We start from the raw sequence: 13,336 nt of genomic DNA, 5'->3' as shown, positions 1-13,336 counted from the left end.
CCCTGTGACGCACCATGGTGGTGCAATAATGTGGTTGCAAAGGATTAGAGACTGCTAATTGACGAGCGAATTGGCTATAGTGTCTGCCTTGAATCTCCCCAAATTCTCCTTGGAGTCCGTTGATGTCTCATATTTCCGGCGATGAATTCCAGCCCGGCAGTGTCCTGACGGAACTGCCCGCCCGCGGCCTTGCGGCGGATGAGTTGGCTTCCGATTTGCGTCGCCATTTTTCCCATACGCTTGGCCGCGACAAATATTGCCGCGTTCCGCACTACGCCTATCATGCACTGGCGCTGACTGTGCGCGACCGGCTCATGGATCGCTGGAAGAACACCAATTATGCCTACATCGAGCAGGATAGCCGTCGCGCCTGTTATCTCTCGCTTGAATACCTGATGGGGCGTGCGCTGGGTAACGCCATGCTCAATCTCGGTGTGCAGGATGCGGCCACAGAGGCGCTGGCGGGGCTCGGGTTGGTGATGGAGGAGTTGGCCGAGTGTGAGCGGGATGCGGGCCTGGGCAATGGTGGTCTCGGCCGCCTGGCGGCCTGCTTTCTGGACTCCTGCGCCACATTGCAGTTGCCTGTCATCGGCTATGGCCTGCGTTACGAGTACGGCATGTTCCGCCAGGAAATCGCCGATGGTCATCAGGTGGAAGAGCCGGACCATTGGTTGCGTAACGGTCATGCCTGGGAACTGGAGCGCCCCGAATACACCCAACGCGTGCAATTCGGTGGACACACCGAGAGCTGGACCGATGAGCAGGGCAAACTGCATGTGCGTTGGCTGAACACCCATGACGTGTTGGCAGTGCCATACGATGTGCCTGTTCCCGGTTACCGCAATGGCACGGTTAATACCCTGCGTTTGTGGAAATCAGCCGCTACCGATGAGTTCGATTTGGGCGAGTTCAACGCCGGTTCCTATACCGAGTCGGTCCGTGCCAAGAATGATGCAGAGCATATCACCATGGTGCTCTATCCCAATGATGCCTCGGAGAGCGGCAAGGAGTTGCGTCTCAAGCAGCAATATTTCCTTGCCTCGGCCTCGCTGCAGGATGTGCTGCGCCACTGGATCAAGTTTCATGGTACCGATTTTAGTCAGTTCGCTGCCAAGAACTGCTTCCAGCTCAACGACACCCACCCCACCATCGCCGTGGCTGAGCTGATGCGGTTGCTGATGGACGAGCACAACCTGGAATGGACCGAGGCTTGGGCCATCACCAGCCGCACCATGGCCTACACCAATCACACCCTGCTGCCCGAGGCACTGGAAAAATGGCCGGTACGTCTGTTCCGCCGCCTGCTGCCGCGTCTGCTCGACATCATCTTCGAGATCAACGCCCGATTTCTCAAGCAGGTGGCGCAGCGCTGGCCGGGCGATGCCGAACGCTTGGCGCGGATGTCCATCATCGAAGAAAATCATGAGCAAATGGTGCGCATGGCTTATCTCGCCATCGTCGGCAGTTATTCCATCAATGGTGTAGCGGCGCTGCATTCGCAGTTGCTGACAGAAGGGCTGTTTCGTGATTTTCATGAGTTGTGGCCCGAGAAATTCAACAACAAGACCAACGGTGTTACCCAGCGCCGCTGGCTGGCGGCATGCAATCCCGGTTTGAACCAGTTGATCACGCAAACTATCGGCGGCGACTGGGTGGCCGATCTCGCGCAGCTGCGCCGCCTGCTGCCGCTGGCGGATGATGCGGCGTTCCGTGAGCACTGGCGTGCGGTTAAGTTCGACAACAAGGTTCGCCTGGCGGCGCTGGTGCAGGATGATTGCGGCGTCGGTTTCGATCCGGAGATGATGTTTGATGTGCAGGTCAAACGCATCCACGAATACAAGCGCCAGCTGCTCAATCTGTTGCATGTCATTCATTTATACGACCGCATCAAACGGGGTGACACCCGGGACTGGACTCCGCGTTGTGTGCTCATTGGTGGCAAGGCAGCACCGGGTTACGCCATAGCCAAGCGCATCATCAAGCTGATAAACAACGTGGCCGATGTGATCAACAACGATCCGGATACGGCAGGTCTGCTGCGCCTGGCCTTCCTGCCGGACTACCGTGTGTCGGCCATGGAGGTGATCTGTCCCGGTACCGATCTGTCCGAGCAGATTTCTACCGCAGGCAAGGAGGCCTCCGGCACCGGCAACATGAAGTTCATGATGAATGGCGCGGTTACCATCGGCACGCTCGATGGCGCCAACATCGAGATTCGCGAAGAGGCCGGTGCGGAGAACTTTTTCCTGTTCGGCCTGACAGCGACCGAGGTGGAGCAGAGACGCAGCCACTATGACCCTAATGGCATCATCGCTACAGATCAGGATCTGGCAAGGGTTATGCACCTGATCGAGTCAGGTCATTTCAGTCAGTGCGAGCCCGGTATCTTCGAACCCATCGTTCATGCGATCCGCAGCCCACACGATCCCTGGCTGGTGGCGGCGGACTTCCGCAGCTATGTGGATGCGCAGCGCGCGGCGGCGGCCGCCTATCGCGATGTGGAGCGGTGGACGCGCATGAGCATCATCAACAGTGCCACCAGCGGAAAGTTTTCCACCGACCGTACCATCGGTGAATACGCCGACGACATTTGGAAGTTGAAGCCGGTGCCCGCCTATCCCGTCTAGGAAAGGTCTGAATAACTCAATCCTGGACTTCTCAGCGGCACATCCCTGTGCCGCGGAAGCTCTGAACTTATTCAGTGTTTCCCTAGACCCCGGGTAGCGCGGGGGAAGCTGTCCACCGCCAGCCGCGTTCAGCATTCATTCAGCCTGCCTCCCTACACTGTGGCCCTGTGTCCATAGCCAAGTGTTCAGGAGGCGACGATGAACAAGAAACTGATCCTCGTACTGGCCGCGCTGGCGACCCTGACGGGTTGCAAGAGCGTTACCGTACGCCACACCGTGCCGGTGCAGGTGGTCGAGACGCACCCTGTCCACCATCATCCGGGCCCGCGTCCGGTGCAGCAGCCGGTGATCGTGCAGCAGCATGTGCACGTAGAGACCAAGGTGGCGGAGCGGACACCGCCTCCGCGGTACACGCCGCCGCACGCAGCAGCACCTCAACCCAAGCCGCCGGCCTTGCCGGTGCCGCGCGCGCAACCGCGACCCGCGGTAGCGCCGGAAAAATCACCCGCCCCAGTACGGCTGCCCCACAGCAAGGATGCGCACTCCGCCCCGCCATTCCAGGACAAACCCGTGCCCGTCATGCCTCAGCCGCGCGGCAATGCCACAGCGCCGCGCGAGGAACGCCAACGGTTGGCGGAGCGTGACGATGGCGAGTCCCGCAAAACGCCGCCACGGGCAGAAACGCCCCCCGGGCCAGGCCGCGGCGCTGGTCGCTGATGCCGGAACCGCCGTAGCCAATTTCGTTGACAGGAGGATTTTGGATCATGAACACGAAGACATCGATTTCCCTGCTGGTACTCGCGGCTTTGGTCGCCACACTGTTCACGACGCCGGATGTGCGCGCCGAGCCACGGCGCGATGCGATGCCGATGATGGTGATGCTGGGAACAGTGCCGATCCATACCAAGCACCCGCACCGCCAAACTCCGCGCCACGTCATGGCGCGACCCCAGGGCTGTCCAGTGTGCGTCACACCACCCCACCGTCATCCGGCGCGCAGCGGTGCGCCGCAGTTGCGCATCGAAATCGTGTTGTAGCGGCGTGACTGGCAGCGCGGGTTGCGGATACCATGTGGGCAGATTGAACCGGTCCGGAAAATGATGCGTCTTTGCTTGCTGTTCCTGTTGCTGATTTTGGCATGGCCCGCAGCCGCGGCACCGGCCATGCATGCAGCCACCGTGAGTATCTCCCTGGAGCAGGCGGTGGCGCAGGTGCGGCGCGAAACCGGGGGGCGCATCCTGGCGGCGGAAACAGTACAGCAGAATGGCCGACGCGTGCACCGCATCAAGGTGCTGGCCCCGGACAATAGCGTGCGGACGCTGTCCATCGATGCAGGCAACGGACGCTGAACCATGCGCATACTGTTGATCGAGGATGAGGCGGTGCTGCGCGAACAGATCGCCGAGCGTCTGCGCGCCGCGGGTTATACCGTGGACGGGTGCGGTGACGGTCGTGAAGGGTTGTATCTGGCGCAGGAGTATCCGCTGGATCTCGCGGTGATCGATCTGGGGCTGCCCGGCCTGTCGGGGCTGGACCTGATTCGTACCCTGCGCGGCAACGGCCGCACCTTTCCCATTCTGATCCTCACGGCACGCGGCAAGTGGGAAGAAAAAGTGACAGGTTTGGAGGCGGGTGCCGACGATTACCTGGTCAAGCCGTTTCATATGGAGGAACTGCTGGCGCGCATCAAGGCGCAGTTGCGCCGCGCCGCGGGAGGCAAGGAGGTGCTGCATTGTGGTCCCCTTGACATCGACATCGCGGCGCAGAGCGCACGCCTAAACGATGTTCCCCTGGAACTTACCTCGTACGAATATCGCCTGCTGGAGTATCTGGCGCGGCATCGCGGCAAGGTGATCGGCAAGATGGAATTGGCCGACTATCTGCATGACCATGCAGAAGAGCGCGACAGCAACGTGGTAGAGGTACTGATCGGCCGGTTGCGCCGCAAGCTCGATCCGGACAACCGCCTGCAGCCGATAGAGACGGTGCGCGGGCGCGGCTATCGCTTCAATCCGGAGTTGGCATGATGTCGCTCACTGCACGCGTTGGCTGGAGCGCGGCTCTGGTGCTGGCGATCTTCGTTGCGCTCACCGCCCTGGGGCTGGAGCGTGCCTTCGCCGAGAGTGCCGCTGCGGCGATGCGCGAGCGTCTGCTGGCGCAGCTGTACCTGCTGATGGCGGCCACCGAGGTGTCCGGCAACGGCGCGGTGCAGCCTCCTACGGCACTGGGTGAGCCGCGCTTTGTCTTGCCCGGTTCCGGCCTCTATGCGCGCATCGACGACGCGGAGGGGGCGCCGTTGTGGCGTTCGCCGTCGGCCCTGGGTGTGGTCTTGCCGGATAGGGCGCTCACGCAAGGCGAGTATCACGGGCGTCTGACCGTGGCCGGAGAGAGTTACTTCGTTGCGGCGATGCGCATCCAGTGGGAGACCGCCGTGGGCAGCCTGCCGCTGACCTACAGCGTGTACGAGCATCCGGCGGTGTATCACCAGCAGATGGCCAGTTATCGGCGCAGCCTGTGGGGCTGGCTTGGCGCCATGGCGGTATTGCTGCTGGGAGTGCTGGCGGCGGCGGTGATCTGGGGCCTGCGGCCGCTGCGTGCGGTGGCGGCGGAGGTGCGCGCCATCGAGGCAGGCGAGCAGCTGATGCTGCAGGGCGATTACCCGCGCGAGATACGCCTGCTCAGCGACAACATCAACACCCTGCTGCACCATGAGCGTGCCCAGCAGGTGCGCTACAAGCATGCCCTGGCCGATCTGGCGCATAGTCTCAAAACGCCGCTGGCGATTCTGCGCGGTATCGACGCGGGCGCGCAGGCGCCGCTGCTGGAGGAACAGGTGGCGCGCATGGACGCCATCGTGCAGCACCAGTTGCAACGCGCCGTTACCGCCGGGCGCGCCGTCCTTGTGCCACCGCTGGCGCTGGCGCCGCTGCTCCAGCGCCTGCTGTCCGCGCTGCACAAGGTCCATGCCGGTAAGCAGGTAGTGGTGCAGCAGACACTGGATGAGCATGCCTGCTTCCGCGGCATGGAAGGGGATGTGTTGGAGTTGCTGGGCAATCTGCTGGAGAACGCCTTCAAATGGTGCCGAGGCGAAATTCGCATTGGCGCAATCATGCGGGGCACGCTGCTGCACATCACCATCGAAGACGACGGTCCCGGTATCGCACCGCAGGCCGTGGAGCGGGTGCTGCAGCGCGGCGCGCGACTGGACGAAACCACACCGGGACACGGCATCGGTCTGGCCATGGCGCACGACATCGTCAGCGCCTATGACGGCGAACTGAAGATCGGCCGTTCCGCGCTCGGCGGTGCGATGCTGGAAGTGTTCCTACCCGGTTGAGTTTACAGCCGCCCGCTGTAGCGCAGGGTGTAGTAGCCGCGGCCGTCGGGGCGGCCGAGCAGCTGCAGGTTGGTGGCGAGAGCAGTGTCGGCCTCGGGGCGGGCGCGCAGTTTGGCGTCGAGACGGTAGCTGCGGTTTGGTTCGAGGATGAGGGTGCCGTTGATCTCCAGCGGGCCGCCGGCATCGCTGAGGGTGCCGCGGGTGCCACCGTTATCTCCGGGTTGCAGTACCAGGCGCAGGTCGCCCAGTTGCAGCGGCTGGCCGGCGACGAGCAAGGCGCGGTTCCATACCACGGTGCCGCGCAGCGCGGGCGCGCCCTGCGGCGGTAGCAGGGCCTCATCCAGGCGTACGGCGAGGCTGCCGTCGGTGGCGATGGGCAGGCCGGGGTTGAACAGCATCAGGTGGGCGGCGGGCAGGCGGGCATCGAAATCGCGCAGGGTGACGTTGCCGTCGCGCGCGACGTCGATGCGGCTGGTGAGCTGTCCCTCCTTGTTCTGCAGGTGCAGTTCCGCCGCGACTGCACCACGTAGCAGTGCCCAAGGGGAAATGCCCCACTGCAGGGTTCCCAGCGGTGTGCTGTGCCAGGTGGCACCGGCGGCGCGCCCGCTCCAGACGCTGCCGCTGAGGTCGTGCAGGGTGAGCGGTGCGGCCTTGGCGATGTGGGGCTGGGCCAGGTTGTAGGCGTGGCGGGCGGGGAACAGCGCCACCAGGGCGACTGCGTAGGCCAATACGCCGAGCAGGATGAATTTCAGCCAGCGCTTCACGGCGCGTTCTCCAGGGTAAGGCGGGCGTTCACCTTGCCGGGGGTGTTGGGCAGTTGCTCGACGTTGAGGGCGCCGACGCGTATGCCGTGTCGTCCCGACAGGGTGTCGAGCCAGCGCAGCAGATCATCGAAGGCGGCGCCCTCGAGCCAGACGCGTACGGTGTGCTGACCGTCCGGTTGCACACGCTTCACTGCCGCGCCGAGGCCGTGGGCCTTGGCCGTCTCATCGCTCAGCGCAAGCAGGGAGCGCCCGCTGGTGCCGGCAGCGGCGCTGCCGCGCAGGCTGCGCGCCTCCACGGCCGCCTGCTGCATCCAGGCCAGGGTGGCGCGCTGGGCGCTGACGCTGTTTTCCAGCTGTGCAATACGGCTGGTGAAGGGATCCCATACCAGGGCATACAGCAGCAGCACGGCGGCCGCGGCGCCGCCGAGGGAAAGTATGCGGCGTTCGCGCGCCTGCAGTTGTTCCCAGTACTGGCGCAGTGCGTTCATGCCATGCCCTCCCATGCGCCCCGACTCATTTTCCTTCTCCGCGCAGCGTGATGCGACCGGCGACCGCGCCGCCGCTGCTGTCGGCGGCGCTGATCTCGGCGCGCAGCGGAGGGCTGTCCAAGGACTGTTTGAGACGGTCCAGGGTTTGCAGATCCGGCGCGCTCAGTTCGATGTCGAGCAGGCCCGGGTTGTAGTTCAGCGCGCGCAGGCTCACGCCGCCATCGCGCAGTCGGGGGGCGGCGTGCAGCAGCAGGCGGTGCAGCTCCTGGCCGCTGCTGCCGCGGCGCAGCTCGGCCAGCTTCTGCTCCATCTGCACCGGCGCATTGACCACGCGCTGCGCCTCGGGGAAGGTGTCGCGGTACACCTGTTCTATCTGCCGGGCCAGACGCTGATCTTCACGGGAAAGCTCCAGGTAGCGGGCGCCGGCCATGCCGCCCTGCAACAGCAACAGTACGAGCAGCAGCGCCGCCGCCGCGCGCCATGGCCGCCACAGCTGGCGGGTCTGTTCACGCCGGCTGAATTCGCCCTGCAACAGGTTGAGGCTGTCAGGGGGGAGGGGCTGCGATGCCAGCAGCGCCAGCGCATTGCCATCTATCGGCTGGTGTTGCAGCTCGATGCCGTGAGCGTCGCACCAGGTTTGCACGGTTGCGCGCACCGTGTCATCGGCACCGGCGGCGTACAAGCGCAACCGCGTGGGGGCGTCGCCCTGTTGCTGCAGGAGCAACGGCAGCAGGTGCGGCAGGGCGGTGGCGTCGCAGGCCAGGCCGCGGTGTTCGCCATGGCGCAGCAGCACGCCATCGGGTTCGGCCAGTACGCTCCACTCGCCGGCGGCGCGCGGCAGGGCGAGCACGTCCGGCAGCGCGCGTTCGGCCTTGATGCCGGCCTCTTCCAGGGCGGCAAGCCAGCCACGCAGGAGATCGCGGTCGACGACGGCGCAGGGCACCTCATCACCATTGCCGCGGCCTGCGGCGAAGTGCAGAGTTTCCACGTCCGCCGCCAACTGCTCTTCCAGGGCATAGGGCAGGGCCTGGCGCAGGCGTTGCCGCTGGCGCGTGGGGATGCGCGCGGCGAGCAGGGTGATGGCGGCGGTCGGCACCAGCACCGTGACGCGCTGGCCGACCGCAGCGCGGCCGGCGTCGGGTAGCGTGCCGCGCGTCACGCGCGCCGGCGCGCCTGCCGCACACCAACTGGCGGTTACGTCCTGGTTCAGCCGCAGCAAGAAGTTTTCCATGGCTAGAGATAAAGTTGATAGCGCATCAGTACCGTCACGGCGCCATTGGCATGGCGTGACAACAGGCTGGCATGGCGCTGTTGCAGGCGTCCGACGCTGACGTCCGACATTACCACAAAATGCTCGCTGGCCACGCTTAGGCCCTCGGCCGCGATGCCATGACGGGCGAGGGCGGCATGCTTGATGGCGTCCTCGACCTTGTCGAAATGGCGCCCCTCCCGTTCGGCCACGAAGCGCTCGGCGTCGGCGCGGCTGATGCCGTCGGCGAGGGCCATGATCACCTCGGCAGCGGCGCTGTTGAGGTTGATCGCGGTGCGGCCGGGAAGGGCCGTGACGTGGGGCGCGAGCAGGCGGTAGCTGTCGGCGTCGAAGCCGGCGATGAGGCGCAGTTCGCTGACGTCGGTCATGGGACGGTTGGCGGCGCGATAGGGTGGTTCGCGGCCCAGGTAGGTGGTGTCTTCCGCGCCGTGGGGCGGCCAGGGTTCCAGGTTGGCGTCGATCCAGTCGACGACAGCGTCTGCCAGATTGGGGGACAACTCCAGCGCCGTCAGCAGCCGGCGCAGCCGCGCCAGGTCTTCCGGGCTGGTCTTGCCGTCGAGTAATAGGTTGTTGAGATTGAAGCGGCCCTGCAGGTCTTCGATATGGCCGCTCAACTGGCCGTTGTCCAGCGGGATGGGCGGCAGGCGCGTGGCCCAGTCCTCACCGGGATGATCGATGGCGTTGTCCTTGCGATCCTGCTCCAGCACCTTGCCGGCCCAGGCCTCGATGCCGTGGAGATAGAGGCGCAACTGCTCTGCCTCCAGCACGTTCTGGGTGCGGCGGATGTCCACCTGTTGGCGCGCGGTCATGGCCACGGCGGCGATGGCGGCCAGCGCCACCACCAGCAGCGCGGTGATCAGGGCGACGCCGTGTTGTGTACGGTTTCTGTTCATCATTGAAGCCGGAATACCCGCGTCACCGTGCCCCAATGCTCCAGCTCAACGGTGAACTCCACGGCACGGGGCGGTGCGGCATCCCCTGCCACCACGTCCTGCTGCAATGGCGGCCAGGTGTCCTGCCATTCGTTTTGGGCATCGAGAAAGCGCACGCGCAGGAGCCGTACCTGATCGAGCAGCTCCGCCTCGAACGGCGCGCTGTCCTGGGCGCGATCGAGCACCTGCCAGTGGGCGCGCACCAGGCGCTGCTCGCGCAGCGCGTAAGCCACGCGCTGCAACTGACTGCGCGGCTGCTGTGCCGGGTTGGACCAGCCGCCGCGGGTGAACTCGAGCCAGTCGCTGTCGCCGTGCAGCGCCGGTTTGGCATCGCCGTACTCGTCGCGGATACCGCGCGGCGCCAGCTGATCCAGATCGCGCTGCAGCATCAGCATGGTCTGCTGCAGGGCGCGCAGGCGCGCGGCGCCCGCCGCCGTGTCCTCGCGTGCATCGAGCACTGTCGCCAGGCCACCGTAGGCCAGCAGGGCCACCACGGCGAAGATGGCGATGGCCACCAGCAGTTCGAGCAGGGTGAAGCCATACGGGCGCGTGATATTCATGGCGGCGGCTGCGGCAGAAAGGCGGAGAGCGTCGCCACGGTGGTCTTGTCGTCCGGCCCCACCTCGATGTCGACGCGGCGCATGCGCGCGTCGAAGGTTTCGCTGACCCGTGCACTCCAATGCCACTCGCGCGGCCCCATGGGCATGCGTCCGCGCTGGGTACCGAGGGCGGGCCATTGCGCCTGCAATTGCAGCTCGACGGCCTTGTTCGCGGCCACGTACTGGGCGAAGGTCTTGTCGCGCAGATGGATGGCGTTGGCGCCGTTGGTGGCGCCGACCCGGATGGCGGCGGCGAGGCCGATGGCGATCACGGCCAGGGCGACCAGCACTTCCAGCAGGGTGAAGCCGCGGGTGGCGGCGGCAAACGGTCCATTCATCGGGTCTGCACCGCTGCGAGTGGCCCCGCTGCAATCTCGCGCGCGATGCGCCCGTTATCTGCCGTCAGACGCAGCACGAAAGGCGTGCGTTCGCCGCTCGACAGCAGAAACAGTTGCGGGGCGCCGCGTTCGGGAAAGCTTTCCGTCAAAGGCTGCGGCAAACCTTCCAGCAGGAGCTGCGGCGCGGTTTCGGGGTGGAAGTCCCGTGGCCGCAGCAGTCGATCGCGTTCCAGTACCAGCCACTGGGCCGGGCCGTCCTCCTGGGGGGCAAGAAACATGAAGCGGTAGCCGCGCTGGGAAATCTGCAAGCCCAGCTCACGGCCTTGCAGCACCGCCTCTTCGCCGGCGGTCTCCAGCAGGGCGGCGATGCGTCGCACCTCGTCCTGCACCAGGCGTTCGCGGTCATCGCCGATGGCAAGCGTGGCGAAGGAAACGACGATGCCGATGAGGACCAGCACCACCAGCAGTTCGATGAGGGTGAAACCGTTGCAGAAGGCAGAAGGCGGCCGGCGGAAGGTGGCAGCAGCGGTCCACGGAGCCGGCCCTTTTGCGCCCGCTGCCTTCACCGGTCAGTCCAGATTCCAGTTACCGATGTCCGCGTTCATGCCGTCGCCGCCGGGGCGGCCGTCGGCGCCGAAGGTGAACAGATCGACTTCGCCGCGCACACCCGGTTGCAGGTACTGGTAGTCGTTACCCCAGGGATCCTTGGGCAGGCGATCGAGGTAGCCGCCCTGTTTCCAGTTGCGCGGCTCGGGGTTGCCCGAAGGTTTGCGCACCAGCGCCTCCAGGCCCTGATCGGTGCTGGGATAGTTGAAATTGTCCAGCTTGTAGAGATTGAGGGCGCTCTCCAACGCACGGATGTCCTGCTTGGCCTTGGTGATGCGCGCGCTGTCGGGGCGGTCCATCACCTTGGGCACCACGATGGCGGCCAGGATGCCGAGGATCACCACCACCACCATGATTTCGATGAGGGTGAAGCCGCTGGCGCGGCGGCGCCGTGAATGCGACGTGGATGGCTGCATATATTTTTGGCCTTCGGTTGCGTTGCTGATGGCCGATTATAGCCCGAATATATGAAGGGATTGTGTGCGGCCTGGGCGGTGGGGTATGGCATTGCCCGCAGGCAGTGAGTGAATGTTAACCTTGGCGCCATCATGAACAAATACAGCGATTCGATTAAGCGATGGTGGCCGCCCCTGCTGCTGGCGGCCGTCTGCCTATTGGTGCAAGCGCTGGACTGGGTGGATGCGCTGCGTTATGAGCGCAGCCTGCTGGCGGCGGAGCCGTGGCGCCTGTTCACCGCGCATGTGGTGCACCTGGGCTGGGTGCATCTGGTGTTGAACCTGGCGGGCCTGCTTCTGATTTGGGCCTTGTTCGGTCGGGCGCTGCGGCCCTGGGCGTGGGGCGCGGCCCTATTGGTGTGCGCGCTGGCGGTGAGCCTGGGGCTGTGGTGGCGCGACACGGACCTCGCCTGGTATGTGGGATTGTCCGGTGTACTGCATGGATTGCTGGTACTCGGTGCATTGGCCGGCCTGCCTACGGAGCGGCGTATGGCCTTGCTCGTGTTGGTGGGCGTGGCGGCCAAGCTGGCCTGGGAGCAGTACAGCGGTGGAGACACCGGCACGGCGGCGTTGGTCGGTGGTGCGGTAATCGTGAATGCCCATCTGTACGGCGCGTTGGGCGGGTTGTTGAGTGTGCCGTTGCTGGCCAGCGCGCGCCGCGGCTGAACTATTTCACCAATTGATTCAAGTCGAAGATCGGCAGCAGGATGGCGAGGACGATGACCATCACGATGCCGCCCATGGTGACGATGAGCAGCGGTTCGAACAGGCCCATCAGGTAGGCGATGGTGGTCTCCAGTTCGCGCTCCTGATTGGTGGCGGCGCGCTCCAGCATGGCGTCGAGCTGGCCGCTGGATTCGCCGCTGGCGATGAGCTGCAGGGTCATGGCGGGGAAGTAGCCGCTGTGTTCCAGGGCGTGGTGGATGCTGGAGCCCTCGCGCACGCGGTGGGCGGCGTGCTCCACCGCCTCGCGCATGGGCAGGCTGCCGAGGACCTGGGCGGCGATGCGCATGGCATCGAGCACCGGCACGCCGCTGGCGGAGAGGATGCTGAAGGTGCGTGCGAAGCGCGCCGTGTTGACGCCGCGGCTCAAGCGGCCGACCAGCGGCAGGCGGTGCAGCAGGCGATGCCAGCGCATTTTGTATTCCGCGCGGCGCAGCAGGCGTGTGAGCAGCCACAGCGCGGCGCCGAGCAGGATGGCGATGAGCACGCCCCATTCACGCAGGAAGTCGCTGACGGCGATCAGGCTGCGCGTGAGCCAGGGCAGTTCCTGGCCGATGTTGTCGAACACCTGCACCACCTGCGGCACCACATAGGTGAGCAGGGCGAGGGTCACGGCCAGCGCCATGACGGTGAGGATCGCCGGATAGAACAGGGCGAGCTGGATCTTCTGGCGCAGTTGCTGGCGTGCCTCGGTGTAGTCGGCCAGACGTTCCAGCACCACGTCCAGATGGCCGGAGTGTTCGCCCGCGGCGACGGTGGCGCGGTACAGCTCGGGGAACACGTGAGGAAATTCCGCCAGGCCCTCGGCGACGGTGTGGCCCTCCAGCACCTTGGAGCGCACCGCCATCATCATGTTGCGCAGGCGCGGCTTTTCGCTCTGCCGCGCCACGGTATGCAGCGTCTCTTCCAGTGGCAGGCCGGAGCGCACCAGGGTAGCGAGCTGACGGGTGATCAGGGCCAGATCGGTGGCGCCGACGCCGCGGGTGAACCAGGTGCCGCGACGCCGTTCCTCGCGTGCCGCCACCTCTTCGACGCTGAGCGGCGTCAGGCCCTGCTCGCGCAGGTTCTGTCGCACCTGGCGCGCGGTGTCGCCTTCCAGCACACCCTTGCGGGTGCGGCCGGCGGCGTCGATGGCCTGGTATTCAAAGGCGCCCATGAGCTCAGTGGCAAGCGGTACAGGGACAGGCGCGCCGCGTA

Annotated in this window: 16 protein-coding genes; 7 read left to right on the top strand and 9 right to left on the bottom strand. The window is 65.4% G+C overall.

All coding sequences use genetic code 11. The features are described from left to right. The first annotated feature begins 122 nt into the window (after positions 1 to 122). The 6 genes from ACMV8A_RS12295 (at position 123) to ACMV8A_RS12270 (ending at position 5,964) form a co-directional block, all read left to right on the top strand. On the top strand, positions 123 to 2,627 hold the full coding sequence (locus ACMV8A_RS12295) for a glycogen/starch/alpha-glucan phosphorylase (protein WP_495326126.1): 2,505 nt from the start codon (positions 123 to 125) through the stop codon (positions 2,625 to 2,627). A gap of 198 nt (positions 2,628 to 2,825) precedes the next feature. Next, entirely contained in the window at positions 2,826 to 3,344 is a 519-nt protein-coding gene (locus tag ACMV8A_RS12290) for a hypothetical protein (protein WP_495326125.1), read from the top strand. Between the two features lie 47 nt (positions 3,345 to 3,391). Then, the gene (locus ACMV8A_RS12285; protein ID WP_495326124.1) at positions 3,392 to 3,664 is read left to right on the top strand and encodes a hypothetical protein; all 273 of its coding nucleotides are present in this window, start codon (positions 3,392 to 3,394) and stop codon (positions 3,662 to 3,664) included. A gap of 126 nt (positions 3,665 to 3,790) precedes the next feature. Next, on the top strand, positions 3,791 to 3,976 hold the full coding sequence (locus ACMV8A_RS12280; RefSeq protein WP_495326123.1) for a PepSY domain-containing protein: 186 nt from the start codon (positions 3,791 to 3,793) through the stop codon (positions 3,974 to 3,976). Between the two features lie 3 nt (positions 3,977 to 3,979). After that, positions 3,980 to 4,654: a response regulator transcription factor gene (locus ACMV8A_RS12275; RefSeq protein WP_495326122.1), complete on the top strand. Its 675-nt coding sequence runs from the start codon at positions 3,980 to 3,982 to the stop codon at positions 4,652 to 4,654. After that, a complete protein-coding gene (locus ACMV8A_RS12270; protein WP_495326121.1) occupies positions 4,651 to 5,964 on the top strand; it encodes an ATP-binding protein in 1,314 nt (437 codons plus the stop codon). Before ACMV8A_RS12275 ends, ACMV8A_RS12270 begins: the two co-directional genes overlap by 4 nt. A 2-nt stretch (positions 5,965 to 5,966) precedes the next feature. Here the strand turns inward: ACMV8A_RS12270 and ACMV8A_RS12265 are convergent, their stop codons facing one another. From ACMV8A_RS12265 to gspG, 8 genes are read right to left on the bottom strand one after another with little or no spacing between them, the layout of a single operon-like run. After that, on the bottom strand, positions 5,967 to 6,728 hold the full coding sequence (locus tag ACMV8A_RS12265) for a type II secretion system protein N (protein WP_495326120.1): 762 nt from the start codon (positions 6,726 to 6,728) through the stop codon (positions 5,967 to 5,969). After that, complete coding sequence (locus ACMV8A_RS12260; protein ID WP_495326118.1) at positions 6,725 to 7,216, bottom strand: type II secretion system protein M; 492 nt, start codon at positions 7,214 to 7,216, stop codon at positions 6,725 to 6,727. Before ACMV8A_RS12260 ends, ACMV8A_RS12265 begins: the two co-directional genes overlap by 4 nt. A 25-nt stretch (positions 7,217 to 7,241) precedes the next feature. Beyond that, on the bottom strand, positions 7,242 to 8,435 hold the full coding sequence (gene gspL / locus ACMV8A_RS12255) for a type II secretion system protein GspL (protein ID WP_495326117.1): 1,194 nt from the start codon (positions 8,433 to 8,435) through the stop codon (positions 7,242 to 7,244). Positions 8,436 to 8,449: 14 nt separating this feature from the next. Beyond that, entirely contained in the window at positions 8,450 to 9,382 is a 933-nt protein-coding gene (gene gspK / locus ACMV8A_RS12250) for a type II secretion system minor pseudopilin GspK (RefSeq protein ID WP_495326116.1), read from the bottom strand. Beyond that, entirely contained in the window at positions 9,379 to 9,978 is a 600-nt protein-coding gene (gspJ, locus tag ACMV8A_RS12245; protein ID WP_495326115.1) for a type II secretion system minor pseudopilin GspJ, read from the bottom strand. Before gspJ ends, gspK begins: the two co-directional genes overlap by 4 nt. After that, positions 9,975 to 10,355, bottom strand: a complete 381-nt coding sequence (gene gspI / locus ACMV8A_RS12240) for a type II secretion system minor pseudopilin GspI (protein WP_495326114.1) — start codon at positions 10,353 to 10,355, stop codon at positions 9,975 to 9,977. Before gspI ends, gspJ begins: the two co-directional genes overlap by 4 nt. Next, positions 10,352 to 10,921: a type II secretion system minor pseudopilin GspH gene (gspH, locus tag ACMV8A_RS12235; RefSeq protein WP_495326113.1), complete on the bottom strand. Its 570-nt coding sequence runs from the start codon at positions 10,919 to 10,921 to the stop codon at positions 10,352 to 10,354. Before gspH ends, gspI begins: the two co-directional genes overlap by 4 nt. Before the next feature lie 3 nt (positions 10,922 to 10,924). Further along, positions 10,925 to 11,377 (bottom strand): type II secretion system major pseudopilin GspG, encoded by a 453-nt coding sequence (gene gspG, locus ACMV8A_RS12230; RefSeq protein ID WP_495326112.1) that lies wholly within the window; start codon positions 11,375 to 11,377, stop codon positions 10,925 to 10,927. 132 nt (positions 11,378 to 11,509) lie between these two features. Between gspG and rrtA the strand changes: the two genes are divergently transcribed. Continuing rightward, positions 11,510 to 12,082 (top strand): rhombosortase, encoded by a 573-nt coding sequence (rrtA, locus tag ACMV8A_RS12225; protein ID WP_495326111.1) that lies wholly within the window; start codon positions 11,510 to 11,512, stop codon positions 12,080 to 12,082. 1 nt (position 12,083) lies between these two features. On the opposite strand, the gene gspF is transcribed toward rrtA, so the two are convergent. Beyond that, positions 12,084 to 13,295 carry a type II secretion system inner membrane protein GspF gene (gene gspF / locus ACMV8A_RS12220; protein WP_495326110.1) on the bottom strand — a complete coding sequence of 404 codons (1,212 nt, stop codon included), beginning with the start codon at positions 13,293 to 13,295 and terminating at the stop codon, positions 12,084 to 12,086. Positions 13,296 to 13,336 lie beyond the last annotated feature (41 nt).

Source organism: Sulfurivermis sp. (genome assembly GCF_059410345.1).
This window is presented reverse-complemented; position numbering and strand designations above follow the sequence as displayed.